This is a genomic window from Enterobacter sp. TMH.L2 (assembly GCF_050847315.1).
Lineage (GTDB): Bacteria > Pseudomonadota > Gammaproteobacteria > Enterobacterales > Enterobacteriaceae > Cedecea.
Genome location: NZ_CP193791.1, coordinates 3,752,379 through 3,779,150, shown reverse-complemented (window position 1 = coordinate 3,779,150; position 26,772 = coordinate 3,752,379). Strand labels below are relative to the sequence as shown.

25 protein-coding genes and 1 tRNA gene are annotated in these 26,772 nt (G+C 56.7%); 13 read left to right on the top strand and 13 right to left on the bottom strand.

Features of this window, described 5'->3' with window-relative positions:
- Positions 1-54: 54 nt before the first annotated feature.
- Positions 55-822: a class I SAM-dependent methyltransferase gene (locus tag ACREYP_RS18135; protein ID WP_008457263.1), complete on the top strand. Its 768-nt coding sequence runs from the start codon at positions 55-57 to the stop codon at positions 820-822.
- A 46-nt stretch (positions 823-868) separates the two neighbouring features.
- On the opposite strand, the gene mltD is transcribed toward ACREYP_RS18135, so the two are convergent.
- Together mltD and gloB are read right to left on the bottom strand one after the other, a co-directional pair.
- Positions 869-2,239 (bottom strand): murein transglycosylase D, encoded by a 1,371-nt coding sequence (gene mltD, locus ACREYP_RS18130; RefSeq protein WP_336818455.1) that lies wholly within the window; start codon positions 2,237-2,239, stop codon positions 869-871.
- A gap of 70 nt (positions 2,240-2,309) precedes the next feature.
- Positions 2,310-3,065, bottom strand: coding sequence for a hydroxyacylglutathione hydrolase (gene gloB / locus ACREYP_RS18125; protein ID WP_336818456.1), 756 nt, complete (start codon positions 3,063-3,065; stop codon positions 2,310-2,312).
- 35 nt (positions 3,066-3,100) lie between these two features.
- Between gloB and ACREYP_RS18120 the strand changes: the two genes are divergently transcribed.
- Positions 3,101-3,865 (top strand): class I SAM-dependent methyltransferase, encoded by a 765-nt coding sequence (locus ACREYP_RS18120; protein ID WP_336818457.1) that lies wholly within the window; start codon positions 3,101-3,103, stop codon positions 3,863-3,865.
- On the opposite strand, the gene rnhA is transcribed toward ACREYP_RS18120, so the two are convergent.
- On the bottom strand, positions 3,819-4,295 hold the full coding sequence (gene rnhA, locus ACREYP_RS18115) for a ribonuclease HI (RefSeq protein ID WP_039290486.1): 477 nt from the start codon (positions 4,293-4,295) through the stop codon (positions 3,819-3,821). The genes ACREYP_RS18120 and rnhA overlap by 47 nt on opposite strands.
- 66 nt (positions 4,296-4,361) lie before the next feature.
- On the opposite strand from rnhA, the gene dnaQ reads away from it, so the two are divergent.
- Together dnaQ and ACREYP_RS18105 are read left to right on the top strand one after the other, a co-directional pair.
- The gene (dnaQ, locus tag ACREYP_RS18110) at positions 4,362-5,093 is read left to right on the top strand and encodes a DNA polymerase III subunit epsilon (protein ID WP_008457272.1); all 732 of its coding nucleotides are present in this window, start codon (positions 4,362-4,364) and stop codon (positions 5,091-5,093) included.
- Between the two features lie 134 nt (positions 5,094-5,227).
- Positions 5,228-5,304: transfer RNA gene (locus tag ACREYP_RS18105), tRNA-Asp, on the top strand.
- 112 nt (positions 5,305-5,416) lie between these two features.
- On the opposite strand, the gene ACREYP_RS18100 is transcribed toward ACREYP_RS18105, so the two are convergent.
- Positions 5,417-6,340 (bottom strand): DMT family transporter, encoded by a 924-nt coding sequence (locus tag ACREYP_RS18100; RefSeq protein WP_336818458.1) that lies wholly within the window; start codon positions 6,338-6,340, stop codon positions 5,417-5,419.
- Positions 6,341-6,486: 146 nt separating this feature from the next.
- Positions 6,487-7,980, bottom strand: coding sequence for an NCS1 family nucleobase:cation symporter-1 (locus tag ACREYP_RS18095; protein WP_498881019.1), 1,494 nt, complete (start codon positions 7,978-7,980; stop codon positions 6,487-6,489).
- 143 nt (positions 7,981-8,123) lie between these two features.
- Between ACREYP_RS18095 and ACREYP_RS18090 the strand changes: the two genes are divergently transcribed.
- Genes ACREYP_RS18090 through puuE form a run of 3 tightly spaced genes read left to right on the top strand, consistent with a single transcriptional unit; the run spans position 8,124 to position 10,552 of the window.
- Positions 8,124-8,837 (top strand): GntR family transcriptional regulator, encoded by a 714-nt coding sequence (locus ACREYP_RS18090; protein WP_336818460.1) that lies wholly within the window; start codon positions 8,124-8,126, stop codon positions 8,835-8,837.
- Between the two features lie 2 nt (positions 8,838-8,839).
- Complete coding sequence (gene hpxA, locus ACREYP_RS18085) at positions 8,840-9,577, top strand: allantoin racemase (protein WP_085542921.1); 738 nt, start codon at positions 8,840-8,842, stop codon at positions 9,575-9,577.
- An 18-nt stretch (positions 9,578-9,595) separates the two neighbouring features.
- Positions 9,596-10,552, top strand: coding sequence for an allantoinase PuuE (gene puuE, locus ACREYP_RS18080; protein ID WP_336818461.1), 957 nt, complete (start codon positions 9,596-9,598; stop codon positions 10,550-10,552).
- 227 nt (positions 10,553-10,779) lie between these two features.
- Here puuE and hpxZ read toward each other — a convergent pair whose 3' ends face one another.
- Genes hpxZ through ACREYP_RS18060 form a run of 4 tightly spaced genes read right to left on the bottom strand, consistent with a single transcriptional unit; the run spans position 10,780 to position 14,320 of the window.
- Complete coding sequence (gene hpxZ, locus ACREYP_RS18075; protein WP_336818462.1) at positions 10,780-11,163, bottom strand: oxalurate catabolism protein HpxZ; 384 nt, start codon at positions 11,161-11,163, stop codon at positions 10,780-10,782.
- Entirely contained in the window at positions 11,164-12,540 is a 1,377-nt protein-coding gene (locus tag ACREYP_RS18070) for an AtzE family amidohydrolase (protein ID WP_336818463.1), read from the bottom strand.
- Positions 12,537-12,725, bottom strand: coding sequence for an oxalurate catabolism protein HpxX (hpxX, locus tag ACREYP_RS18065; RefSeq protein ID WP_008457287.1), 189 nt, complete (start codon positions 12,723-12,725; stop codon positions 12,537-12,539). The genes ACREYP_RS18070 and hpxX overlap by 4 nt, the downstream gene beginning before the upstream one ends.
- Positions 12,726-12,736: 11 nt before the next feature.
- Positions 12,737-14,320, bottom strand: coding sequence for a gamma-glutamyltransferase (locus tag ACREYP_RS18060; RefSeq protein ID WP_166994255.1), 1,584 nt, complete (start codon positions 14,318-14,320; stop codon positions 12,737-12,739).
- 122 nt (positions 14,321-14,442) lie between these two features.
- On the opposite strand from ACREYP_RS18060, the gene ACREYP_RS18055 reads away from it, so the two are divergent.
- The 3 genes from ACREYP_RS18055 to hpxK all read left to right on the top strand — a co-directional run bounded on the left by ACREYP_RS18055 (position 14,443) and on the right by hpxK (position 17,969).
- Positions 14,443-15,282 (top strand): MurR/RpiR family transcriptional regulator, encoded by an 840-nt coding sequence (locus ACREYP_RS18055; RefSeq protein ID WP_008457289.1) that lies wholly within the window; start codon positions 14,443-14,445, stop codon positions 15,280-15,282.
- Positions 15,283-15,468: 186 nt separating this feature from the next.
- Complete coding sequence (locus tag ACREYP_RS18050) at positions 15,469-16,710, top strand: pyridoxal-phosphate-dependent aminotransferase family protein (protein WP_498881018.1); 1,242 nt, start codon at positions 15,469-15,471, stop codon at positions 16,708-16,710.
- Positions 16,710-17,969, top strand: coding sequence for an allantoate amidohydrolase (gene hpxK, locus ACREYP_RS18045; RefSeq protein WP_336818465.1), 1,260 nt, complete (start codon positions 16,710-16,712; stop codon positions 17,967-17,969). Before ACREYP_RS18050 ends, hpxK begins: the two co-directional genes overlap by 1 nt.
- A 42-nt stretch (positions 17,970-18,011) precedes the next feature.
- Here hpxK and ACREYP_RS18040 read toward each other — a convergent pair whose 3' ends face one another.
- Together ACREYP_RS18040 and fadE are read right to left on the bottom strand one after the other, a co-directional pair.
- Positions 18,012-18,779: an amidohydrolase gene (locus tag ACREYP_RS18040; RefSeq protein ID WP_008457303.1), complete on the bottom strand. Its 768-nt coding sequence runs from the start codon at positions 18,777-18,779 to the stop codon at positions 18,012-18,014.
- A 96-nt stretch (positions 18,780-18,875) separates the two neighbouring features.
- On the bottom strand, positions 18,876-21,320 hold the full coding sequence (gene fadE / locus ACREYP_RS18035; RefSeq protein WP_498881017.1) for an acyl-CoA dehydrogenase: 2,445 nt from the start codon (positions 21,318-21,320) through the stop codon (positions 18,876-18,878).
- Positions 21,321-21,549: 229 nt separating this feature from the next.
- On the opposite strand from fadE, the gene lpcA reads away from it, so the two are divergent.
- Both lpcA and ACREYP_RS18025 read left to right on the top strand, forming a co-directional pair.
- A complete protein-coding gene (gene lpcA / locus ACREYP_RS18030; RefSeq protein WP_008457307.1) occupies positions 21,550-22,131 on the top strand; it encodes a D-sedoheptulose 7-phosphate isomerase in 582 nt (193 codons plus the stop codon).
- Positions 22,132-22,186: 55 nt separating this feature from the next.
- Entirely contained in the window at positions 22,187-22,954 is a 768-nt protein-coding gene (locus tag ACREYP_RS18025) for a class II glutamine amidotransferase (RefSeq protein ID WP_008457309.1), read from the top strand.
- Here ACREYP_RS18025 and dpaA read toward each other — a convergent pair.
- Complete coding sequence (gene dpaA / locus ACREYP_RS18020; RefSeq protein ID WP_039300629.1) at positions 22,925-23,665, bottom strand: peptidoglycan meso-diaminopimelic acid protein amidase; 741 nt, start codon at positions 23,663-23,665, stop codon at positions 22,925-22,927. The genes ACREYP_RS18025 and dpaA overlap by 30 nt on opposite strands.
- Before the next feature lie 292 nt (positions 23,666-23,957).
- Here dpaA and dinB point away from each other — a divergent pair, with 292 nt between their 5' ends.
- The gene (dinB, locus tag ACREYP_RS18015; RefSeq protein ID WP_008457347.1) at positions 23,958-25,013 is read left to right on the top strand and encodes a DNA polymerase IV; all 1,056 of its coding nucleotides are present in this window, start codon (positions 23,958-23,960) and stop codon (positions 25,011-25,013) included.
- Positions 25,014-25,139: 126 nt separating this feature from the next.
- Here dinB and pepD read toward each other — a convergent pair whose 3' ends face one another.
- Positions 25,140-26,597 (bottom strand): zinc-binding metallopeptidase family protein, encoded by a 1,458-nt coding sequence (gene pepD, locus ACREYP_RS18010; protein WP_498881016.1) that lies wholly within the window; start codon positions 26,595-26,597, stop codon positions 25,140-25,142.
- Positions 26,598-26,772: the final 175 nt, after the last annotated feature.

The window sequence follows — 26,772 nt, the reverse complement described above, 5'->3', positions numbered from 1 at the left end:
GTTGGGCAGACCTGTGCGCTGCCCTTTTTCTCACTTAACCGCAAGGACATAACGATGACAACGCAATCCCATCACGACAAAGTCGGCCAGCAGTTTGGATCTCAGGCCAGCGCCTATTTGACCAGTACGGTTCATGCTTCCGGGCGCGATCTGGAGCGGCTTAGCGCAAGGCTGAATGACTTCCCTCATGCCACGCTCCTGGACATGGGATGCGGGGCAGGGCACGCCAGCTTTATTGCCGCGGCTAAAGTGAAATCGGTGGTGGCTTATGATCTGTCCGAGCAGATGCTGGCGGTCGTTGCTGAAGCGGCAACAACGCGCGGAATAGCGAATATCGCGACACGTCAGGGATACGCGGAATCATTGCCGTTTGACGACGGTATTTTTGACGTGGTGATCAGTCGCTACTCAGCGCATCACTGGCACGATGTTGGTCAGGCGCTGCGCGAAGTAAAGCGCGTGCTTAAGCCCGGTGGTATTGCCATCTTTATGGATGTGACCTCGCCAGGCCATCCGGTTAAGGATATCTGGCTGCAAACGGTCGAGGCGCTGCGAGATACCTCGCATGTGCGTAATTATTCCAGCGGAGAGTGGCTTAGCCTGTTCAATGAGGCGGGCCTGGTCACGCACAGCGTGTTGTGTGACAGGTTGAATCTGGAATTTACCAGCTGGATCGCCAGAATGCGCACGCCGATAGTGTTATCGGACGCAATCCGCGCCTATCAAAAAAGCGCCTCGGACGAGGTGAAACAATACTTTGAATTGCAGCGGGACGGCTCATTCACCAGCGATATCATCATGCTGGAAGCGCGAAAGGCGTGAGGTAAAAAAGAAAAGGCACCGTAAGGTGCCTTTTTTGTTCTGGCTATCAGGTATCCGGCGAGCTGTTGCCGCTGACAAACAGCGTCAAACGGTCACCCGGTTTCAGGTCATCGGTACCATTGTTCCAGCGCATCACATCTTTGATGTTCACGCCGTGACGTTTAGCAATACTCGACAACGAATCACCTTTACGCACCTGATAAGTGATGCTGCTGTTATCAGCCAGCTGTGTGGCGCCACCTTTCACGCTGAGCGTCTGCCCAACTTTGAGGTGCGAACCGCGCAGGTTATTCCAGCTCTGCAAATCCTTAGCATTCACACCGAGGCGTGAAGCAATGCTGGACAGAGTATCCCCTGAACGCACTTTATAGGATTTGTTGCCACCCGCGTTGAGACGGTTATCCGCCACCAACGTTGGCTGTAAAGCATCGATTTCCCCAGAAGCCAGAGAGGCTTTCAGCTGCTCGGCATGCTTTTTCGGCACCATCACATAGCGCTGATTTTTTCCAACGGTGGTGCTTTTCACGCCGGCGTTGAAGGTCTTCAGGTTGGTGAGCGACATGCCTGCCATTTCGGCGACCTGCGTTAACTCAACCGGACTGCTTACTTCAACACGCGCCAGCGCGCGGCTTTCATCCGTTGTCGGCAGACGTACGCCGTACTTCTGACTGTTTTTGAGTATGTCACTCAACGCCAGCATTTTCGGTACGTAGATCTTTGTTTCACGTGGCAAAGCCAGCGACCAGAAATCGGTAGGTTTACCCCGCGATTTGTTCGCTTTAATAGCATTCAGCACGCGGCCTTCACCGCTGTTGTACGCCGCCACGGTCAACAACCAGTCGCCGTCAAACATCTTGTTCAAACGCTGCATCATATCCAGTGCGGCAGTGGTGGAAGCCACTACATCACGGCGTGCATCGTACGCTTTGGTCTGCTTCAGACCGTAATTGCGCCCCGTACTTGGGATAATCTGCCAAATGCCTGCGGCATTTGCACCAGACGTCGCGTGGGGGTCAAAAGCGCTCTCCACTATGGGTAGTAGTACTAGTTCCATTGGCATGTTGCGTTTCTTAACTTGCCCGGCAATCCAGTACATATACGGCTCTGCCCGTAATGTTACATCGTGGAGATAGCTCTTATTACTCAGGTACTTCTGTTTCTGTTCGCGGATACGGATGTTTTCCGGTATCCCCATCTTTAGCTCGTTGCCGATGAAGTTCCACAGGTTTTGATCTTGCGCGAGGAAGGTTCCATCATCCATCCATCGCGCGGAGGTCACTCGACCCGTGTACTTTCCTGCTTCACCTTGACCAGCTGCAGACAGACTCTGTGCGTGCTGTTGAATGTTGGCATCATGCTTTGACGCCTGGCACCCGACAAGCAAGACAGAGGCGAGTAGTATCGCTTTTGCCTTCATGTGTGTGTCAATGGTTGCTTAAAAGACGAGCGATGATACCGTCGCCTTTTCGACAACACAACCAGAATATTCAGAAGCTGTCCTTCTTTGTCCTTAACCAGGCGAATATCTCATGGGGTTGTTGCAAGTTTGTTTCTTTTTTTATTTCTTCTTTTAAAACAACATCTTCAGTGCGTAAAAAAATATTTATTTTACGTTCAGTTTGCAGGGAAGACGGCAATGTTGAATGATTTTTTGCGCGTAACTCCTTAACTTTTCGATAGTATCCCGTTAAATGCTCATCATGGGGTAGAATACTTAAGGCAAACTTTATGTTCGATTCCGTATACTCATGTGCGCAACAAATCAGTGTATCGGCGGGGAGTTCATTAAGCTTTTGAAATGAATTAAACATCTGACCTGCCGTGCCTTCAAAAAGCCTTCCACAGCCGCCTGAAAACATTGTGTCGCCGCAAAATAGATAAGGAAAACTAAAAAAGGAGATATGTCCTAAAGTGTGACCAGGTGTTGCTATCACGCGAAATTCACGCCCAAGCAGACTAAACTTATCCCCTTCGCCCACGATCTGAGTGGCGCCTTTCTGCCGGGTTTCCTCCGGGCCGTAGACCTTAATCTTCGGAAACTTGTCCTTTAATTGCTGAACGCCACCCACATGATCGGCATGATGATGGGTCAGCAGAATGGCCTCTGGCTGCCAGCCGTTTTCCTCTATTCCCCTCAATACCGGTGCGGCGTCGCCAGGGTCAACGATCACACATTTTCCCTGCTCGTTATTAAGCACCCAGATGTAGTTATCCTGGAAGGCACGAATACTGTTAAGATTCATAGTTCAACCTCTCTATGGCCATTAAGAAGGTAGTGATGAAACCGGCAAGGATACCTGAGATTATCACTTCCCCCCATCATTGGGCGCAGCTGCGGTGGGGAGAACACTATCGGGATGCGCTCGAAGAGCAGCTCCGCCCGTGGCTGGCGAAAATGTTCGGCTTTCACTTATTGAAAATTGGCAACCTGAGTGCGGAAGTGAACACCGAAGCGTGTGCGATTTCGCATCAGGTTAATGTGGCCCTGCAGGGTGAGCATCTACAGGTTAATGCCGATCCTCTGCACTTGCCTTTTGCGGCGAAGTCGGTGGATGCTTGCCTGTTGGCCCACACGTTACCCTGGTGCCCTGATCCCCACCGCCTGCTGCGGGAAGTGGATCGTGTCCTGATCGACGACGGTTGGATCGTGCTCAGCAGTTTTAATCCCATTAGCTTGCTGGGGCTGGGGAAAATGGTCCCGTTCCTGCGTAAGCGTGTGCCTTATAATAGCCGAATGTTTACCCCCATGAGGCAACAAGACTGGCTGTCGTTACTGAATTTTGAAGTGATGTACCGGCGCAGTTTTCAGGTCCTGCCCTGGCATAAGCAAGGTGGGCGTTTGCTGAGTACGCATCTGCCGGCGCTGGGCTGTATGCACGTTATCGTGGCGCGAAAACGCACGCTGCCGCTGACGCTGAACCCAATGAAAAGCCGCAAAGCGAAAAATCAGATTCGCTCGGCGGTAGGGGCCACGCGGCAGTACCGCGAAGCCGTTGCTAAGGTGCCGCCGCGTCCGGCTGATAACCCACATCCTCATGAGTAGGGCGGGAGGCTGCGTTGCGCGCCAGTTCGTCGCAGCGTTCGTTTTCCGGGTGGCCAGCATGCCCTTTGACCCATTCCCACTTAATCTGGTGATGGCTCAGGGCTGCGTCCAGGCGCTTCCATAAATCGACGTTTTTCACCGGCTTTTTATCTGCCGTCTTCCAGCCGCGTTTTTTCCAGTTGTGGATCCACTGGGTAATGCCCTGGCGGACGTACTGGCTGTCGGTGCTGAGGACCACATCGCAGGGTTCGATCAGCGCCTCAAGCGCGACGATAGCGGCCATCATTTCCATGCGGTTATTGGTGGTGAGACGAAACCCTTCGCTGAAGATTTTCTCGTGCTGCTTGTACCGCAAAATTGCCCCGAAGCCGCCCGGCCCTGGATTCCCCAGGCAGGAGCCATCGGTGAAAACTTCTACCTGTTTACGCATCTCTGGTAGACTTCCTGTGATGAAAACGTCAAGTCTGACACAAACGAGCGCGATGAGCACAGCTATATGATTTCTACCCCCACCAGACAAATAGTCCTCGATACCGAAACCACCGGTATGAACCAGATCGGTGCTCATTATGAAGGGCATCGCATTATCGAGATCGGTGCGGTTGAAGTGATCAACCGTCGCCTGACGGGCAACAACTTCCACGTCTACCTCAAGCCCGACCGGCTGGTGGATCCGGAAGCCTTTGGCGTTCACGGTATTGCGGACGAGTTCCTGGCGGATAAGCCGACCTTCGATCAGGTTGCAGACTCGTTCCTCGACTATATTCGCGGCGCCGAGCTGGTCATTCATAACGCCTCGTTTGATATCGGCTTTATGGACTACGAGTTCAGCAAGCTGCGGCGCGACATTCCTAAAACGGATACCTTCTGTAAGGTAACCGACAGCCTGGCAATGGCCCGTAAGATGTTCCCGGGCAAGCGGAACAGCCTCGATGCGCTCTGCTCTCGCTATGAAATAGACAACAGCAAACGTACGCTGCACGGCGCATTGCTCGATGCCCAAATCCTGGCCGACGTTTATCTGATGATGACCGGCGGGCAAACGTCACTCAAATTTTCTATGGAAGGTGATGTGCAGCAGCAGCAGGGCAGCGGCGGCATTCAGCGCGTGGTGCGTCGTGCAACAGGTATGCGGGTGATCCACGCCAGTGATGAAGAGCTGGTGGCCCATGAATCGCGCCTTGATTTGGTGCAGAAGAAAGGCGGCAGCTGCCTCTGGCGCAGCTAAAAATAGCCAAAACGAGTTAAAAATCACCACTCAGGTGATTTTTGCGGCAAACGGTTAATTTTATGATAAAAAGCGTTGACGGTTATCGGGGCAATCCGTAATATCCGCTTCGTTCCCGACGGGGAACAAAACGCGGAGCGGTAGTTCAGTCGGTTAGAATACCTGCCTGTCACGCAGGGGGTCGCGGGTTCGAGTCCCGTCCGTTCCGCCACAATTCAGAAGGCCTGAGTCAGCAATGACTCAGGCCTTCGTCTTTTATGTCTTTCTTAAAAATTCACCTAACCCTCGCGCCGCAATCGCGCGAGGGTTGGCTGAAACCACCTCTAGTGCCTGCTGGCCAACGCCACACCTACTAAAATAGTCGCAATCCCGATGATATGGAAAAGATGCAGCGTTTCGCCGAGAAACACCAGCGACAGCACTACGCCAAAGACTGGGATCAGGTGAATGCTAAGCCCGGCACGCGCGGCACCGACGGCTTCCACGCAGCGTCCGTACAGCAGATAGGAAACAAAAGAGGGGAATGCACCGAGGAACACGACCGCTGAAATCGTCATGGTATCCCAGTGTGGCACAGCCCCGGTGCTCATTTCATGCAGCCACAGCGGCAGCGTCACCACCAGCGCGATAGCCACCTGAACGCCCAGCAGCCCCATGCGGCTAATATCGGAAGGAATTTTTCGGATCCACAGCGTATACAGCGCAAAACAAGCCATGGCCGCCAGCAGCATCAGGTCACCCGATGAAAACGCCATTTGCAGCAGCCCGTGGATATCGCCCTTAAAGATAATGAACAGCACACCGCAGCAGGAAATTGCCAGGCCCACCACCTGCTTAACGCTGAGCTTATGCCCAAAAAATAGCGCGCCAAACAGCATAATCAGCACCGGTATACAGGAGTTAAGCAACAGCGCGTTGGTGCTCGAAGTGTGGTGCAGGCCGATATACACCAGCAGACTGAAACAGACGATCCCCGTTACCGAGACGGCGACAATCCAGCCCAGATACTCCCGGTAGCGACGAAAGTCTCTTTTTATATAAGGCAGCGCAAACGGCAGGATCACTATGAGCGCCACCAGCCAGCGCATAAAGGTGAGCCCCACCGGGGGAATATCATTGCGAACGGCTTTGCCGACGATGTAATTGCACGCCCAAAGCAGCGGCGGAATGGTGAACAGGAGCAAAACATACCAGGCCGACGGCTTATGGGGGACAGCCTCAGTGGCCGACTTCTTACTGCTGAGCAAGGGACTCTCCTTTGACACGGGATTTTGCTGGAAAGGTCGAAGGGAGAATATATCACTCGTGCTGGGCCAGCCGTCGTCTCAGAGAAGAAAAAGAGTATGTCTGGAAATGAAAAAGCCTGAACCCCTTCGGGCCCAGGCCTCAATGTTTACTCTTTGGAGGTGGCGACGCGGCCAGCAAAACCGGCAGCAACGCTGACTTTTTCACTACGAGCCAGCCAGCGGTAGCAGCTCAGGCCGAGGAACACGCCGATAAACCAGCTGAAGTTGGCGACTTCATGCAGCGAAGGAATAAAGCTGATGGTCAGGCAAACGGCAACCGAAGGCACCAGGGCGATGATCGCTTTCGGGTTAAAGCCGTGGCTGTACCAGTAGCGGCCTTTCGGCGTGTCGTTAAACAGATCGTCGACGTGAATTTTACCGCCTTTCACCAGGTAGAAGTCTGCCAGCAGGATGCCGAACAGCGGCCCAATGAACGAGCCCAGCACATCCAGCGTGTAGTGGATAAGTTCCGGGGACTGGAACAGGTTCCACGGCGTCAGCAGCACAGAACCCACCGCGGCGATCATCCCACCCGCACGGAAGCTGATCTTCTGCGGCGAGCAGTTAGAGAAGTCGAACGCAGGAGAAACAAAGTTCGCCACAATATTGATCCCGATAGTCGCGGTGATCATCGTCAGCAGGCCAATTGCCATCGCGAGGCTGTTGCCGATATGGCTCACGGTCTCGATCGGGTCGGTGATCATCTTGCCGAACAGCGACTGAGTACCGGACACAATCACCACGGTGACAATAGAGAACAGCAGGAAGTTAAACGGCAGGCCCCAGCGGTTGCCGCGGCGGATCTCATTCATGCTTTTACCGTAGCGAGAGAAGTCGCCGAAGTTCAGCAGCGGGCCGGAGAAGTACGACACCACCAGCGCGGTGGCGGTGATCATCTGCCACACCTGCTCGCCGGAGCTAAGCTGTTTGCTGGCTAAGGTAAAGGAGATGCCATCGAAGCCAGTCTGATACAGGATCCAGCCTGCCAGCGCCATCATCACGATGTATACCGCAGGGCCCGCGATATCAATAAAGCGCTTAATCGCATTCATCCCGTGCCAGAACACCATCGCCTGCAGCACCCACATAATACCGAAGCAGATCCAGCCGAGCTGAGACAGGCCGAGGAAGCTGACGCTGGTCATCGGCGCAAGCGTTGGCCAGAACTTCAAGAGCACCAGCATTAAGGCGTTAGCGGCCAGGTAAGTTTGTATCCCGTACCAGGCGAAGGCGATAAGCCCGCGGATCACCGCCGGAATATTCGCGCCGAAGACGCCGAAAGCCTGGCGGCAAATCACCGCGTAAGGCACGCCCGCCATCTGGCTGGGTTTGGCGACCAGGTTGGCACAAAACTGCACGATGCAAATCCCTGCCAGCAGGCAAATCAGTACCTGCCAGCTGGCAAGCCCGAGCGTAAAGAAGCTGGCTGCCACCACGTAGCCGCCCATGCTGTGTACATCTGACATCCAAAACGAAAAAATATTATACCAGGACCAAGTCTGGTGGCGGGTTGGGGCCAGGTCATCGTTGCACAGGCGCGGGCTGTAGCCGGCGTTGGCACTCTCTTTCATGGCTGTTGCGTTGTTCTCTATACCTGGCATGGGATCTGCTCCTATAAAAACAGAAGATGGATTACGTCTGCCATAGGTATTGCAGGAACCAGGCCAGGTTTGCATTTCTTGTATTCAATTATCAATGATATTGTATACAAATATAGGGTGCCTGGTGCTAACAGGAGAGGTGAATGAAACGTGATTTCGGGGTGACAGCCCCAGCAGAACTGCATGATAAAGAAGCCGTTATCTGGCAATCGCTGATGACGGCGATGGTCGAACACCAGCTGCCGCCGGGCAGCAAACTGCCGGAAGAAGCGCTGGCGGACGTTTTTGGCATTAGCCGAACCGGGATCCGTAAAGTCTTAACGCGCCTCGCAACGGTGCAAATGATCACCCTGCTGCCCGGGCGTGGTGCATTTGTGGCGATGCCGGACGTCGAAGAATCAAAAGCGATCTTCCAGACGCGCTCCCTCCTCGAATGCGCCAACCTGCCTCATGTCCTCGAGCATCTTCAGGCGCCGCACCTGGCCGCGCTGCGTAAAATCATCCAGCAGGAAGAAAAAGCGCACCGCGACGGAGACGGGCCGGCGGCCATCCGCCTTTCAGCGGCGTTTCATATTCAGCTGCAGGCTATCTCCGGCAATGCCGTGCTGACGGAAATGGTCACCAGTTTGACGCACCGCTCCTCGCTGGTGATCGCTGCCTGGGGCGCGCCGTGGCAGCGGGGCTGCCGCTGTGACGATCATGAACACCTTATCGATCTGCTGCGCAAAAAAGACATTGAGCCGCTGACCCTGGCGATGAAGCACCACTTCGATCACATTGTTTCCAGCCTGCATTTTGAGCGCAGCGGTGAAACCACCCCAGACTTCGCCCGCCTCTTTGGCACCCGACAGGAATAACCATGCCACAGCCTATTATTCAAGTGATCAACCCCAACACCAGCCTGGCGATGACGCACACCATTGCAGAAGCCGCGCGTAGCGTTGCCGCCCCCGGTACGCAAATCCTCGCGACCTGCCCGGAGCAGGGCGTGGAGTCAATAGAAGGGCACTTTGACGAAGCCATTGCGGCCATCGGTGTGCTGGAACAAATTCAGCAGGGCAAAGCGCAGGGCGCGAGCGGGCACGTCATCGCCTGCTTTGGCGACCCTGGGCTGCTGGCGGCGCGTGAGATAGCCAGCGGGCCGGTGATTGGCATTGCCGAAGCGGCCATGCATATGGCCACGATGGTCGCCACCCGCTTCTCTATTGTCACCACGCTGCCACGCACGGTGATCATCGCCCGCCATTTGCTGCAGCAATACGGCTTCGAGCATCACTGCGCGGCGCTGCATGCCATCGATCTGCCCGTGCTGGCGCTGGAAGACGGCACCGGGCTGGCCCAGCGCATGGTGCGTGAGCGCTGCATTCAGGCCAAAAAAGAAGACAACAGTGGGGCGATCGTGCTGGGCTGTGGCGGCATGGCAAACCTGGCGAAAGAGCTGACCGAAGAGATCGGTATCCCGGTTATCGACGGCGTCACCGCGGCGGTGAAGCTGGTGGAGTCGCTGGTTGCGCTGGGGATCGGCACCAGCAAATTTGGCGATCTCGCTTATCCGAATAAAAAGCCGCTTTCCGGCTCTTTTGCTCGTCTGGGTTAAGGTTAAAAGAGGCCAACTATGACGGAAGAACAAAAGCCTAATCGCTACCCTTTTACCGAAAACTACCCGCGCGATCTCGCCGGTTATGCCGGCAATCCTCCCCATGCGCAGTGGCCGAACGGCGCGCGTATTGCGGTTCAGTTTGTCCTGAACTTTGAAGAAGGGGCGGAAAACAACGTGCTGCACGGCGACAGCGGCTCGGAACAATTTCTCTCCGACATCATCGGGGCGGCCAGTTTCCCGGACCGCCATATGTCGATGGACTCCCTGTACGAATACGGCTCCCGGGCAGGGTTCTGGCGTATCCATAATGAATTCCAGAAGCGCGGTCTGCCTCTGACGGTCTTTGGCGTCGCCATGGCGCTGGCCCGCAACCCGGAGATTGTGGCCGCGATCAAAGCCGCTGACTACGACGTGGTCAGCCACGGCTGGCGCTGGATCCATTATCAGAATATGGACGTTGCCACCGAGCGCCAGCACCTGCATCAGGCGATGGAAATCCTGGAGGATTTGTTTGGCTCCCGCCCGCTCGGTTGGTACACCGGGCGCGACAGCCCTAATACCCGCAGGCTGGTGGTTGAGCACGGCGGTATCCTGTACGACAGCGATTACTACGGCGACGATCTGCCCTTCTGGAGCAAAGTGGCCTGCGAAGACGATAGCACCAAACCTCACCTGATCGTGCCGTACACGCTGGATACCAATGACATGCGCTTCGCCACCGCGCAGGGGTTCAATACCGCCGAGCAGTTTTACACCTACCTGAAAGACAGTTTTGACGTGCTGTATGAAGAAGGCGACACGGCACCGAAGATGATGTCTATCGGCATGCATTGCCGCCTGTTAGGGCGACCGGGCCGTTTCCGGGCCTTGCAGCGTTTTCTGGATTACGTGCAGCAACATGAAGGGGTGTGGATTTGCAGAAGGCAGGACATTGCTGAGCATTGGGTGAAGACGCACCCGTTTGTTGAATGATGTTATTGGCCTTCCCATTCTTTTGTGGATGCCATTTTTATACAGATATGTCTTTGAGGCTCGTTTCTGAGATATTTGTTACTTTGTTGCTGTTCCGTTCACCCGTATCTCTGCTTCCCCTGCACGTTCACCTGTATGGTGGCAACATATGAAGCGGTATTTAAGGTGAACGGAACACGACATGGGCTTTCATAAACAGAAGATTTTTATGGTGAAGAAACAGACTATCACCCCATTAAACTTACATGCGCCGCCACAATCTTCCAGCCTGAGGCAAACCGGACCCAAGTCTGCATCTGGCGGCCAATCTTATCGCTGTCTTCTCGGGTAAATTCTGTGCTCGCTACCGCGAGGTCGTCGCTGAAGGTGGTGATAACGGTATTTCTCAACTGGCGATCCAGCCCCTTCGGCGAACGCCCGTTGCGGAAAGCGCGGATCTGCTCAATGCCATAAAGGTTTTCCGTTGCGCCAAAACGCACGGTGCGAGCATCCTCCCAAAACAGCTCATCCAGAACGGCGACATCATTGGTAATCAGCGCCTGCTCGTAGCGATAAAATGCCGCAGTGACTTCATTTAAAACGGCCGGGCGGTCGATATTATCTCGCATCATTTAACTTACCTTCGTCTGTAAAATACCCTGAGATTCCAGGCGGCGAGCGGCCTGCAAACACACGTCTTCCCGCCAGGGTGCGGCAATTAATTGCACGCCAATCGGTAAACCGCTGGCCGCGACCAGCGGGGCGCTGACAACAGGTAATCCCAGGAAAGAGATTGGCTGCGTCAGGATGCCCATGCTGGCTTTGACCGGGATATCTTGCCCGTTGATATGCATGGTTTGCTGCCCGATAAGCGTGGCGCAGCATGGCGTGGCGGGGGCAACAAGCAGATCAAAATGGTCAAACAGCGGCAGCGTGCGATCGCGGAACCAGGCCCGGAAGCGCTGAGCCTGGGTGTACCAGGCCGACGGCGTCATGGCCCCCGCCAGCAGGCGTTCGCGCGAGTTAGGTTCGAAGCGCTCAGGGCTGGTTCGCAGTGCGGGCAGGTACTGATTTCCCCCTTCGGCGGCGGTCAGCAAAAAAGCCGCCGAACGGGCGAGTTCGGCTTCCGGCATAGAAACTTTTTCCGTAGCCTGGAGCGCTTTGGCTACCCGGCTAACGGCTTCTTTGGCATCCGCGTCACACCAGCTTTCAAAGAAACCCTCCAGCACCGCCACGCGAAGCGGCGTATCACGCTCAAGCGCTGCGCAAACCGGCTCAATGGCGCGCGAAGTCTGAAAAGGATCGCTACTGTCGTACCCTTGCAGCACATCGTAAACCGCCGCGACATCCTCCACGCTCCGAGCCAGCGGGCCGATATGGTCGAGGCTGGCGACAAAAGGATGGCTGCCGCCGCGCGACAGGCGGCCAAAAGTCGGCTTCAGGCCCACGAGCCCGCAAAGTGAAGACGGGACGCGAATGGAGCCGTTGGTGTCGGTGCCAAGGGTGAAGTTCACCATGCCCGCAGCTACAGCTGCCGCTGAGCCGCCGGACGAGCCGCCCGCAATACGCGACAGATCGTGCGGGTTTTTGGTGGCTCCGTAATAACTGTTTTCCGTGGTGAAGCCGTAGGCATAGGCATCCATATTCAACGCCCCGCTTAGCATTCCCCCCGCTTTTTGCAGCCGTGTAATAGCGAAGGCATCTTCAGAGGCCGCGGGTTGCCCGGCAAACAACTCCGCACCTGCAAGGGTTGTTACCCCTTTAATGTCGAAAAGATTTTTTACCGCGTAAGGCACGCCCGCGAGCGCTGGCAAAGGGCTGCCGCGACCGATCAATTGGTCTACCGAGGCCGCCTCCTCCAGAAGACGATCCTGGGTGATTTCGGTAAAGGCATTAAGCTGCGGGTTTCGCTGCTCAATCTTTGCCAGCGTTTGCCGGGCCAGTTCGGTAGCTGAAAAATCTTTGTCCCGCAGTCCCTGCTGGATCTGTCGGATAGAAAGGGCGGTCATAGCGTATAAACTCCGGCGGTTTCCTGGCGATCGGCAAGCGGGAAGGCCATCAGCGGTCCAGCCATGGCCGCAATGCGTGTCAGCTGCAACTCCAGCTCTTTGCGGCGCTCGTCGGTCAGCGGCACGGCGAGTAGTTGCTCCATCAGGACAATGTAGTGCTGCCAGTCAAAAGAAGATTGGTTCATTGGTATTTTCCTCAAAAGCCTGCGGCGCTGCCGTTGCTGCGCGGATCCCACGCACCTTCGAGCATGCCATTGGTATGTCTGACGATGGCGCCGGCGTGGCCGACGATCTCGCTGAAGGCGGGGACTGTTTCTACCTCGTGTCCGAGGGCTTCAAGCGCGTTGACGGTGTCCTGGCTAAAGCGGCTCTCAAGCTTGAGGCTGTCGGAAACTTGCCCCCAGGTGCGGCCCAGCAGCCAGCGCGGCGCGCAAATGGCCTCCTGTAAACCGATGCCCTGAAGTACATAGCGGGTAAAGATTGTCGCCTGCGTCTGCGGCTGGCCGTCGCCGCCCATCGAGCCGTAAACCAGCGTTCTGCCGTCGGCGAGCCTGGCTGCTGCCGGGTTCAGGGTGTGGAACGGTTTTTTGCCCGGCGCCAGCGCCAGCAGATGCTCTGCATCGAGGCTGAAAGATGCCCCGCGGTTTTGCCACAGCACGCCGCTTTGGGGTAGCACAACCCCGCTGCCGAATTCGTGATAAATACTTTGAATAAACGACACGGCCAGGCCATTCCCGTCAATGACGCCCATCCAGACCGTGTCGCCGGGGCCTTTACCTTTGCCCCACGGAGCGGCGCTTTGGTCATCAATTTTTGCGGCCAGCAGATCCAGCGCCTCGGGATCTAACAGGTTTTGTATTGAGGTCGCGATCAGGCGCGGGTCGGTGATGTGCTTGTCGCGCAGCGCAAAGGCTTTTTTAGTGGCTTCCACGATGCGGTGTACGGTCTGAACTTCACTGGCGTTTGCCATCGACAGGCGGTCGGTAATGCCGAGGATCGCCAGCGAGACCAGCCCTTGCGTAGGCGGGGCGAGGTTAAAAACTTCCCCGGCCTGGTGCTCAAGGCGAAGCGGTTTGCTGCGGGTTGCCCGATGTGCGGCGAGGTCAGCCGCGGTGATTGGCAATCCCAGTTCGGCCAGCTCTTCGGCAATGATTGAAGCCAGCGGGCCGCGATAGAAACTGTCCAGGCCTTCTACGGTCATTCGCGTCAGGGTCCTGGCCAGCCGGGGCTGCGTGAAACGACTCCCGGTCGCGGGCACTTCACCGCGCTGCAGGAACGTGTCGGCAAAACCTGGAATATCAACCAGCTCGGCGTATTTGCTTTGTGTCGCGTTCGCCTGAGAGGCGGTGACCGGGATCCCGTCCGCCGCATAGCGAATAGCATCGGCCATCAGGCGGGAAAGCGGCATCTGCCCGCCGCCAAGCTCCGATGACACTTTCAGTGCTTCTGCCCAGCCGCTCAGCGTGCCGGGCACGGTCAACGCAGCACGGGTGCCGCGATGGGGAATTGCGCGTTCTCCCCGGTAGAAATCCAGTGACGCCAGCGATCCGGCGGCCCCGCTGGCGTCGATGGCCACAGGTTCCCCCTCAGGCGGAACAATCAGCCAGAATCCATCCCCGCCTATACCGTTCATATGGGGATAAACCACCGCGATAGTGGCGGCTGCGGCGACCATCGCTTCAACGGCATCACCGCCCTGGCGCAGCACAGACAGCGCACTTTCAGAAGCCAGATGATGGGGCGTCACCGCCATGCCTCCGGGGGCCATATTGCTTTGCATATTTTTCTTCTCTTGCAGGAAATCCGCTCGGGTAGGGGAGTCAGAAGCAAGAGATGTTCCAGGTTGACGAAGATCGTTTCACTGTGTCAGGCTTTGATGAAACAAAAGTTGCAGGAGTCGGCATGAAACAGTTAGACGAGCGGTTGCGGGCGTCATGGGCGCTCTTTTCCCCGCAGGAGCAGCGCGTGGCCTCGTTCATCGTTGACCACTTTGATGACTTGATCAGCTACAACAGCGCCGAGTTGGCGCGGCTTTCAGGTGTGTCCAAGGCCACCGTGAGCCGCCTGTTTAAGCGCTTAGGTTACGAGCGCTACAAAGATATGCGCGAAGAGCTGCGGACCCTGCGCCAGAGCGGGATGCCGCTGACGGAAAACCGCGATGCCGTGCAGGGCAACACGCTGCTGGCGCGTCATTACAAGCAGGAAATGGCGAACCTTACTCAACTGGTGAATCAGCTGGAAGCGGGCCCGTTTGCCGAAGTGGTCAAGGCCCTTGTGACCGGAAAACGGCTGTTTATCATTGGGATGCGAAACTCCTGGCCGGTGGCGATGCACTTGCGCCAGCAGCTTTTGCAGGTGCGCAGCGGCGTACATCTGCTCCCGCAGCCGGGGCAGACGCTGGCGGAAGAGCTGGTGGATATCGGTCCGGAAGATTGCGTCGTCACCGTGGCGTTTCGCCGCAGGCCGCGCATTATCAAGCCACTGCTCACCAGTTTACAGCAGCGCGGTATACCGCTGGTGATGCTGAGCGAACCGGGTTCGGCGGTGCTGGCAAGTTATCCTGGCTGGCATTTGAGCGCGCCGCTCGACAGCGTTTCGGCGTTTGACAGCTACAGCAGCGCCATGAGCCTGGTGAATTTACTGGCTAACGCGGTGCTGCATGAATCATTGACCAGTGGGCGTCAGCGTATCCATAATATCGCTGAATTGTATACAGAGCTGGACGAACTCGAACAGCGTTAATGCTCCTCGACGGTGCAACTGCACAGTTCGGGTGAGCCAAAAGAGTTCATCGTTTTTACCCAAACCTGTTTTTCCGCGCTGGCTTAAGCCTGTCAGCCGGAAAAAATTTTGCCTGCGGCTGGCACATTAGTTGCAAAAGATGATTATAAGAATCTTTTGTTTCAATCTCAGACTCAAGGAATCGCCATGTTTGATATTCAGCAGTTTTCCCAGATCAACCCGCCGCACCGTTTGCTGATGGGGCCAGGCCCGATCAATGCCGATCCGCGCGTGCTGCGTGCCATGGCGAGTCAGCTTATCGGCCAGTATGACCCGGTGATGACGGGATATATGAATGAGGTGATGGTGCTGTACCGCGAGCTCTTCCGCACCGAAAACAAATGGACGATGCTGGTGGACGGCACTTCCCGTGCCGGGATCGAGGCCATTTTGCTGTCGGTTATTCGCCCTGGCGATAAAGTGCTTGTGCCAGTGTTTGGCCGTTTTGGTCACCTGCTGTGTGAGATTGCCCGCCGCTGCCGCGCCGAAGTGCACACCATTGAAGTGCCGTGGGGCGAAGTATTCAGCCCGCAGCAAATCGAAGACGCCATCAAAGTGGTAAAACCTCGCCTGCTACTGACCGTGCAGGGCGATACTTCCACCACGATGCTGCAGCCGCTGGCCGAACTGGGGGAGATCTGCCGCCGCCACGGCGTGCTGTTCTACACCGATGCTACAGCATCGTTTGGCGGGAACGAACTGCTCACCGATGCCTGGGGACTGGATGCCGTTTCCGCCGGATTGCAGAAGTGCCTGGGCGGCCCGTCAGGCAGCTCACCGGTCACCCTTAGTCCGAAAATGGAAGAGGCCATTCGCCGCCGTAAATGCGTGGAAGAAGGCATTCGCACTGCCGCCCATCAGGACGGGGACGAAGAGATGATCTACTCCAACTACTTCGATCTGGGCATGATCATGGACTACTGGGGGCCGGAACGTCTGAATCACCACACCGAAGCGACGAGCATGCTGTTTGCTGCCCGTGAGTGCGCCCGAGTGATCCTGGAAGAAGGTCTGGACGTCGGTATTGCCCGTCATGAGCTGCACGGCAGGGCGATGGTGGCGGGGATCCACGGCATGGGGCTGGAAACTTTCGGCGATCTTGACCACAAGATGAACAACGTCCTCGGCGTGGCTATCCCGGCGCAGGTTCACGGCGAAGAGGTTCGTAAGCTGCTGCTGGAAGATTTCCATATCGAGATCGGCACCTCCTTCGGCCCGCTACAGGGCAAAATCTGGCGCATCGGCACCATGGGCTACAACGCACGCAAAGACTGCGTGCTGCAAACGCTCACCGCGCTGGAAGCGGTGCTTAACCGTCTCGGCTTTAAAAGCGTGCAGGGTGAAGCGATGCAGGCCGCGTGGAACGTTTACGCGCAGGGGGCCCGCTAATGGGCGCGCCGCTTATGGATGCTAACTATGCCGCGGTTGCCGCCCAGCGCGTCATGGACAGGGCTGACCAGCTAGCTGCTATCAGCGAAAGCGCGGGCCAGCTGACCCGGGTTTACCTTTCGGTGCAACATTTGCGGGCGAATCAGCTGGTCGCTGGCTGGATGGAACAGCTCGGCATGACGACCTGGCAGGACGCTGTCGGCAATATTTGTGGGCGTTACGAAGGCAGGCAAGAAGGCGCGCAGGCGATTTTGCTGGGGTCCCATCTTGATACGGTGCGCAATGCGGGCCGCTACGATGGGATGCTCGGCGTGCTGTGTGCCCTGGAAGTGGTCGCGTACCTTTATCAAAACAATATCCAGCTCGAGCAGGCCATCGAAATTGTCGGTTTTGGCGATGAAGAAGGCACCCGCTTTGGGGTTACCCTGCTGGGGAGCCGAGGCATCACCGGCAGTTGGCCGGCGCATTGGCTGAGCTGTGAAGATGCCAGCGGCGTCAGCGTGGCGCAGGCCATGACGATTGCCGGTCTGGATCCGACGCGTATTGCCAGCGCGGAGCGGCCAAAAAGCGATTTCAGCGCTTACCTTGAGCTGCATATCGAGCAGGGACCGGTGCTGGAAGAGCAGGGCCTTGCGCTGGGCGTGGTCACGGCCATTAACGGCGCCCGTCGCCTGAACTGCAGCTTTACCGGCCATGCGGGCCATGCGGGGACGGTGCCAATGGCGCTGCGTAAAGATGCGCTGGCCGCCGCTGCCGAATGGATGACATTTATTGAATCCGCCACGCGCCGCCACGGCCCCGACGAAGTTGCCACGGTGGGAACGTTAAGCTGCGCGCCAGGCGCGGTGAACGTCATCCCTGGCGACGTTCAGCTTACGCTGGACATTCGCAGCCCGCGTGACGAAAGCCTGGCGAGTTTGTTAGGCCAGCTTCTTGCCGAAGGGGAAGCGATTGCCGCCCGTCGCGGTATGCAGTTTAACGCAGAAGCCTACTACGCTATTCCGGCCACGCCGTGTGATGCGGCGTTGCAGGCAACGCTAACGCAGGCGGTGAGCGAAGTTCAGGGGCGGAGCCTGTCGTTGTCAAGCGGCGCAGGGCACGATGCCATTGCCATCGCCGAGCGTTGGCCGAGCGCTATGCTGTTTGTTCGCTGCGAGAAGGGTATCAGCCATCATCCGGCGGAATCCGTCATGGAAAGCGACGTGGCCCTTGCCGTCCAGGCTTTCACTCGCGCCGTGACTGTGCTGGCGGAACAATAAAAAAACCGGCCTGAATAGGCCGGTTTCTGCATACTTTCATTCTTAAAGGCTGAAAGGATCGGCATCCTGCCAGGCCGGGAATTTCTCCCGGTACTCCCGCAGCGCAATCAGCGAAAGATCGGCATCAAGTCGTGCCGCCTGGTGAGGTTCAACGCTCGCCAGGATCTCGCCCTGTGGACTGATGATCCGGCTGTCGCCCCGGTAATGGTGGCCGTTGCCGTCGGTGCCCACGCGATTGCAGCCTGCCACATAAGCCTGGTTCTCAATGGCGCGCGCCTGCAGCAGGCTTTGCCAGTGCAGAGAGCGCGGCGCGGGCCAGTTGGCGACGTACAGCGCCAGATCGTAGTCGTTGCGATTGCGGGACCACACCGGGAAGCGCAGGTCGTAGCAAACCAGCGGTAAAATACGCCAGCCCTTCCACTCAATAATCACGCGTTCTTCCCCGGCCTGATAATGATGATGCTCATCGGCCATGCGGAACAGGTGGCGCTTATCGTAGAAATGCACTTTGCCGTCCGGCTGAACCAGCAGGAAGCGGTTCACCGGCCCGCGTTCGGTTTGCAGAGCGGCGCTGCCGGCGATCATCGCCTGCGTTTGCTGGGCTTTGAACTGCATCCAGTCAATCACTTCCTGTTCCGGCATTGACTGCACGGCAGCTTCCATCGCAAAGCCGGTGGTGAACATTTCCGGCAGAATAATCAGGTCACGCCCGCGCACGCCCTCCAGCAGCACATCAAAATGACGCAGGTTCGCGGCACCATCCATCCAGACGAGCGGTTGTTGCAGAACGGAAACTTTCAGACCAGACACCATCGGCAGCCTCTTAGCAGAATATTTCATCCACTGTAGCACGAGAAAACGTGCTTTTGTTGGCAATAAAAAACCCCTCATAAGAGGGGTTAATGGTCAGGCGGCTTCAACCTTTCTGTGCTTTTCCGGCACCTTCACCGGCTGTGTCGCCAGCGCCTCCGGATCAAACTCATCCACGTTGATGCTGCGCAGGCGGCTGGCTTCCGCTTTGGTCAGAATCGCCGCTTCATCGGCGGTGATCTTGCCTTCACCCAGCAGCTGCTTCGCCAGCTCATCCAGGCGAGTGAACGGCAGATTGCGCTTCAGCTCTTTGCATACGCGCTGGTGGATTGGCTCGGCGGCCATAATATCCAGCAGAGCGGCTTCCAGCAGGCCAGCAGGGTTATGCTCGCTTGGCGTCAGGTACTGACCGCGGCCAATACGCGACCGGGTTGCGGACGGCACCTGCAGGATTTTCGCCAGCTTGTGGTCCAGCACATCGGACGGCGCATCGTAGCGGCGACCCAGCGGGAAGATAACCAGCCGCAGCGTACCGGCCACAAAGCGGTTCGGGAAGTTGCGCAGCAGGTCATCAATCGCCTGTTCGGCCTGGAACAGCGCATCCTGCACGCCCCAGTGAACCAGCGGCAGATCGGCTTCGTTACGCCCTTCATCTTCGTAGCGTTTCAGCACCGCCGTCGCCAGATAAAGCTGGCTCAGCACATCACCCAGACGGGCAGAGATACGCTCTCTGCGCTTCAGGCTACCGCCCAGCACGGCCATGGAGACATCCGACAGCAGCGCCAGGTTGGCGCTCAGGCGGTTGATGTACTGGTAGTAGCGTTTAGTTGCATCGCGGGTCGGCGTGCTGCTGCCGAGGCCGTTGGTCAGGCCCAGCCACAGGCTGCGCATTTTGTTGCTGCCCACGTGGCCGATGTGCTTGAACAGCAGCTTATCGAAGGCATTCACGTCGTTATTCTGCGCCGCGGCCATCTCTTCCAGCACGTACGGATGGCAGCGAATTGCGCCCTGGCCGAAGATGATCATGCTGCGGGTCAGAATGTTAGCGCCTTCAACGGTGATGGCGATCGGCGCGCCCTGGTAAGCACGGGCCACGAAGTTAGCGTCGCCGAGCATGATGCCTTTCCCGCCGACGATATCCATCGCATCAAGAATGGCGCGCTGGCCACGGTGGGTACAGTGGTACTTAACAATCGCAGACAGTACGGCGGGTTTCTCACCGAGCACGATGCCGTAGGTAATTAAAGAAGCTGCGGCATCCATGACATACGCGTTACCGGCGATGCGTGCCAGCGGCTCTTCAATCCCTTCCATTTTGCCGATAGAGATTTTGAACTGACGGCGGATATGCGCGTAAGCACCCGTTGCCATCGCCACGGATTTCAGGCCGCCGGTAGCGTTAGACGGCAGGGTAATGCCGCGACCTACGGACAGGCACTCAACCAGCATACGCCAGCCCTGACCGGCCATTTTTGGACCACCGATAATAAAGTCGATAGGCACAAAGATGTCGTTCCCACGGGTTGGGCCGTTCTGGAACGGCACGTTCAGCGGGAAGTGACGTTTGCCGATTTCCACGCCAGGCGTGTGGGTTGGGATCAGCGCACAGGTAATGCCGAGGTCTTCTTCGCCGCCGAGCAGGCGTTTCGGGTCAGACAATTTGAACGCCAGGCCCAGTACGGTGGCGATAGGGGCGAGCGTGATATAGCGTTTGTTCCAGGTCAGGCGCATACCGAGCACCTGTTCACCCTGCCATTCCCCCATGCAAACCACGCCGCTGTCCGGGATTGCGCCAGCATCGGAACCGGCTTCCGGGCTGGTCAGCGCGAAGCAAGGGATTTCCAGGCCGCGAGCCAGGCGAGGCAGGTAGTGATCTTTTTGCTCTTCGGTGCCGTAGTGCTGCAGCAGTTCGCCCGGGCCTAAGGAGTTAGGCACGCCGACGGTAATCGCCAGGATCCCGGAAACGCCGGACAGTTTTTGCAGCACGCGAGCCTGAGCATAGGCTGAGAACTCGAGGCCGCCGTACTCTTTCTTGATGATCATCGCGAAGAAGCGATGCTCTTTCAGGTAAGCCCACAGCTCAGGGGGCAGGTCGGCCAGCTCATGGGTGATCTGGAAATCGTTCGCCATGCGGCAGGCTTCTTCCACCGGGCCATCAAGGAACGCCTGTTCCTCTTCGGTCAGCTTTGGCTGTGGGTAGTTATGCAGTTTTTGCCAGTCCGGCTTGCCGCGGAACAGATCGCCTTCCCACCAGGTCGTCCCGGCGTCGATGGCTTCTTTTTCGGTGCGGGACATCGGCGGCATGACTTTTCGGAAGCCACGGAAGATCGGTGCGGAGATCAGCGATTTACGCAGCGGCGTGACCAGCAGCGGCACCAGAATTACCGCCAGCGGAACCAGCATCCAGAAAGACCAGATGCCAGCGAAGCCCAGCGCGGCGGTCCACGCGAGCAGAAGCACGCTGCTAAGCAGCAGATTTGCCTGGTGATAGAACAACACACCCAGCAGAACAACGGTAAGGACAATGCTTAAAATCAACATAAAGAAAGCTCCCTTGCTTGTAGGAGGTCTGACCACTTGTGATGTATTGGTTGTAGTGGATGTTGCTTTCTTTAGCAATGTGTTTACAAAATAATTACAACCTCGCTCACATTGTTGCCGCACTTCCAGGGAAAACCCCGGCTTTACACGCGGGGTTACGCTTCTCGCTTTCGGCGCTATCCGGTACACTGCGGGATGTGAAATTCACTCAAACCTCAAGGACCTCCTCATGTACCAGGATCTTATTCGTAGTGAGCTAAATGAAGCGGCGGAAACGCTGACTAACTTCCTTAAGGATGAAGCCAACATTCATGCCATCCAGCGCGCAGCGGTGCTGCTGGCAGACAGTTTCAAAGCGGGCGGCAAAGTACTGTCCTGCGGGAACGGTGGCTCACACTGCGATGCTATGCACTTTGCGGAAGAGTTAACGGGCCGCTATCGTGAGAACCGCCCGGGCTACCCGGCGATCGCGATTTCTGACGTGAGCCACATCTCCTGCGTCAGCAACGATTTTGGCTACGACTATGTCTTCTCTCGCTACGTTGAAGCCGTTGGCCGCGAAGGCGACGTGCTGCTGGGGATCTCCACGTCCGGCAACTCCGGCAACGTCATCAAAGCGATTGAAGCTGCCCGCGCGAAAGGCATGAAAGTCATTACCCTGACCGGCAAAGACGGCGGCAAAATGGCCGGTACGGCTGACATCGAAATCCGTGTGCCGCACTTCGGCTATGCGGACCGCATTCAGGAAATTCACATCAAAGTGATCCACATCCTGATTCAGTTAATCGAAAAAGAAATGGTTAAAGCTTAGCCCGTAATGCCCCAGCTCCTCCCGGAGCAGGGGCATTCGTTGTGGGAGAGAAGAGATGTGCGAATTGCTCGGGATGAGTGCCAACGTACCGACGGATATCTGTTTTAGTTTTACCGGACTGGTGCAGCGCGGAGGCGGAACAGGCCCCCATAAAGACGGCTGGGGTATAACCTTCTACGAAGGGAAAGGCTGCCGCACGTTTAAAGATCCGCAGCCGAGCTTTAACTCGCCCATCGCCCGCCTCGTCCAGGATTACCCAATTAAATCCTGCTCGGTTATTGCGCATATTCGCCAGGCAAACCGCGGCAAGGTTGCGCTGGAAAACACCCATCCGTTCACCCGCGAACTGTGGGGCCGCAACTGGACCTATGCCCATAACGGGCAACTCAAGGGCTATCGCACGCTGGAGACGGGGACGTTCCGCCCGATTGGCGAAACGGACAGCGAGCAGGCGTTCTGCTGGCTGCTGCACAAACTCACGCAGCGTTACCCGCGCACGCCGGGCAATATGGAAGCGGTATTCCGCTATATCACTGAACTGGGCGCAGAGCTTAGAGAAAAGGGCGTGTTTAACATGCTGCTGTCGGACGGGCGCTACGTGATGGCGTTTTGCTCGACGAACCTGTTCTGGATCACCCGCAGAGCGCCATTCGGTGTCGCTAAGCTGCTGGATCAGGACGTGGAAATTGATTTTCAGGAAGAGACCACACCGAACGATGTGGTCACGGTCATCGCAACTCAGCCGCTGACCGCCAACGAAACCTGGCACAAAATTGAGCCAGGCAAGTCGGCGTTATTTTGCCTCGGTGAGCTTATAGTTTGAAGCCAGCTGCGGTTGAACTGGCGTCATCACGGCAGGTTTGCTGATAACGTAGTTCCCGCTGACCACGGCCACGCCCGGTGGTTGATGGTTAGCCGCGAAGTAGTCATAGCCCGGTTTCAGCTCTTTCCAGAAGTTGATGTAGGTGGAGTACTTGTGGCGTTCCATATTGGCGTCGGTCATGCGGAACGGGAAGATACTCACCTGTACGCGCGGCTGGCCAAACACCAAAGCCCCGGTCACAAACTGGAAGATTTCGTCGATGCCGGAGTCGGTCATGGCATAGCAGCCAATCGACACGCAGGCGCCGTGAATCATCAGGTATTTCCCTTCATAGCCGTGAGCGCGGTCAAATTCATTCGGGAAGCCAATATTAATGGCTTTATAGAAGCGGCTGTCCGGTTTTAACTGACTGCGATCAACGCTATAAAACCCTTCCGGGCTTTTAAAATCGCCCTGACGCTGTTTTGGCCCCAGGCCGCCGGAATAGTTACAGATGCGGTAACTGTTGAGGAGCTGGTACTGCTCGCCCATCTTCACCCACAGTTCCAGGGTGCGCTCTTCTTTAAAGATTTGAATATAAACCGGGGAGCCCATTAGCTGCTGTCTGCTATCTTTGCCGACAGGGGCGGCGACACCGCTGCTGTTAAGCAGGCTGGCGAAAGAGAAAAACGGCATAGAGAGCATCGCAATAATCAGTGCGATCTTACGCATACTGCTTGATTCCTTGATAAACCTGAAACTAACAGCCAGGACGGCTAAAGGGACCCGAAATCAGAAAATTCTGTACAGGATTGCGCTCACATTAGCATCGTGGCTAATTTTCGCAAGCGCCAGACGCGGGCGTTTACACATTTTATTGGAATCAATTGGAGTTTTTGCGGTGTGTCACTTTATGCCCGAGGTGATGCCACTCGCAGGGAAAGATTTGTTGGCCTGCGACAATTTCCTCATTTTGAAAATTAGCTGTATACTTATCCAGTGTTATTTTTCTGGTTGAGTGGATATGCGCAAAATCATTCATGTCGATATGGACTGCTTTTTTGCCGCCGTTGAGATGCGTGATAACCCGGCCCTGCGCGATATTCCCCTCGCTATTGGCGGCAGCGCCCAACGGCGAGGCGTGATCAGCACGGCGAACTATCCCGCCAGAAAATACGGCGTGCGCAGCGCGATGTCGACCGCGATGGCGCTAAAACTCTGTCCGCATCTCACGCTATTGCCGGGCCGGTTCGACGCCTATAAAGAAGCCTCCAACCATATTCGTGAAATCTTCTCCCGCTATACCCCGCTGATTGAACCCTTGTCGCTGGATGAAGCTTATCTGGACGTTACGGACAGCGAACACTGCCAGGGTTCAGCCACGTTGATCGCCCGCGAAATTCGTCAGGCCATTGCCGACGAACTGAACCTGACCGCCTCAGCTGGCATTGCGCCGATAAAGTTTCTGGCAAAGATTGCCTCCGACCTCAATAAACCCAACGGCCAGTATGTCATTACGCCCGAACAGGTACCGGACTTTTTAGCGACGCTACCGCTCGGGAAAATTCCCGGCGTGGGCAAAGTCACGGTGGCAAAGCTGGAAACGCTCGGTCTGCGAACCTGCGCTGACGTGCAAAATGCTGACCTGGCCATGTTGTTAAAACGCTTTGGGAAATTTGGCCGGGTGCTGTGGGAGCGCAGCCAGGGCATTGATGAGCGCGAGATCAGTAACGATCGTCAGAGAAAGTCGGTGGGGGTAGAGCGGACGCTCGCGGAAGACATTCATGAATGGCCAGAATGCGAAGAGATTATTGAACGCCTGTACCCGGAGCTTGAGAGGCGACTTGCCAAAGAGCGGGCCGACCTGCGTATCGCCCGGCAAGGCATCAAGCTGAAGTTTAATGACTTTCAGCTGACGACCCAGGAGCACGTCTGGCCGAAGCTGAACAAAGAAGACCTGATTGCCACCGCCCGTAAAACATGGGAAGAACGGCGGGGAGGGCGCGGCGTCCGGCTGGTGGGGCTGCATGTGACGCTGCTCGACCCGCAACTGGAGAGGCAACTGCTGCTGGGGTTGTGAATTAGACCCTCATCCCGGCCTTCTCTCTGGAAGGGAGAAGGGGAAAAACACGTTTTCGCTGAAAGTGAGGCAGACGAAGAAAATCCCCTCTCCCTTCTAGGGAGAGGGTTAGGGTGAGGGTAAAACCTACTTCGCCGGAATCGCCTTCAGCAGCTCGGTCAGCAGCTTCCAGTACTGGCCAACGCTCTCAATATGTACCTGCTCGTCCGGGGAATGTGGGCCGGTAATGGTTGGCCCGATGGAAACCATATCCATCTCCGGATACGGCTTTTTGAACAGACCACATTCCAGGCCCGCGTGGATAACCATGATGTTCGGCGTCTGGTTGAACAGCTTCTGGTAAGTCTCGCGTACCAGGGCCATCACCGGAGACTTAGCGTCCGGCTGCCAGCCAGGATAGCTGCCTTTCGCCACGGTTTTCGCCCCGGCCAATTCACCCAGGGACTCCAGCACGCTAACCACGTAGTCTTTACCGGAATCGATCAGGGAACGAATCAGGCAGATAATTTCTGCACTGTCGTCGCTCATGGTCACGACGCCCGCGTTCAGGGAAGTCTCAACCACGCCTTTCACTTCGTCTGAGTTACGAATCACGCCGTTTGGCGTTGCGTTCAGCAGATGCAGGAAGGTATCGCGAGTTTTAGCGGTCAGCGCCTGTTTGTCAGACGTTGTGGCTTCCACCAGCACGGTAATGTTCTTCTCGACCGCAGACAGTTCATTTTTCAGAACGGCCAGGTAAGCGTTAGCCGCAGACTTCAGCTCGGCCGCTTTCGCCGCAGGCACGGCCAGCGTGGCGAAGGCTTCGCGCGGAATGGCGTTACGCAGGGTGCCGCCGTTCAGGTCGAGCAGACGTGCGTCCAGTTCCGCGGCATGAGCCAGCAGGAAGCGAGCAAGCAGCTTGTTGGCGTTCCCCAGGCCCAGATGAATATCTGCGCCGGAGTGGCCGCCTTTCAGCCCTTTGATGGTCAGCTTGAAGGTGTCAAACCCAGCCGGAACGGCTTCACGCTGCAGCGGCAGCGTAGTGATAAAGTCGATCCCGCCCGCGCAGCCCATGTAGATCTCACCTTCCGTTTCGGAGTCGGTGTTGATCAGGATATCTGCCTGCATCCAGCCCGCCTGCAGGCCAAATGCGCCGTCCATCCCGGCTTCTTCGGTCATGGTCAGCAGCACTTCCAGCGGGCCGTGCGCCACGCTGTCGTCAGCCAGCACCGCCAGCGCGGACGCCATACCGATGCCGTTGTCTGCGCCCAGCGTGGTGCCGCGCGCTTTTACCCACTCGCCGTCGATGTACGGCTGGATAGGATCTTTAGCGAAGTCGTGAACGGTGTCGCTGTTTTTTTGCGGCACCATGTCGAGGTGCGCCTGAAGCGCCACAGGTTTGCGGTTTTCCATGCCCGGCGTAGCAGGCTTGCGAATCAGGATATTCCCCACCTGGTCACGTTCGACGTGCAGGCCTTTTTCTTTTGCCCAGGACAGGATGTGTTCCGCCAGCGCTTCTTCATGATAGGACGGATGCGGAATAGAACAGATTTTGGCAAAAATATCCCACAGCGGCTGTGGCGATAATTGAGACAATTCAGACACGTTGAGTCTCCCTGGAGTCGTTTTTTTGGCTGACCGGTTACGTTTTTAGCCGGGTTCAGATACACCACAAGCACGGCTTGCGCGATGTTCTGAGAATACCACTTTCTTTTGTTGCGTGAAGGCTGAATACGAGCAAAATCCGCTGCCAGTGGCCTGCGGCACTGGTTTTTAGTGC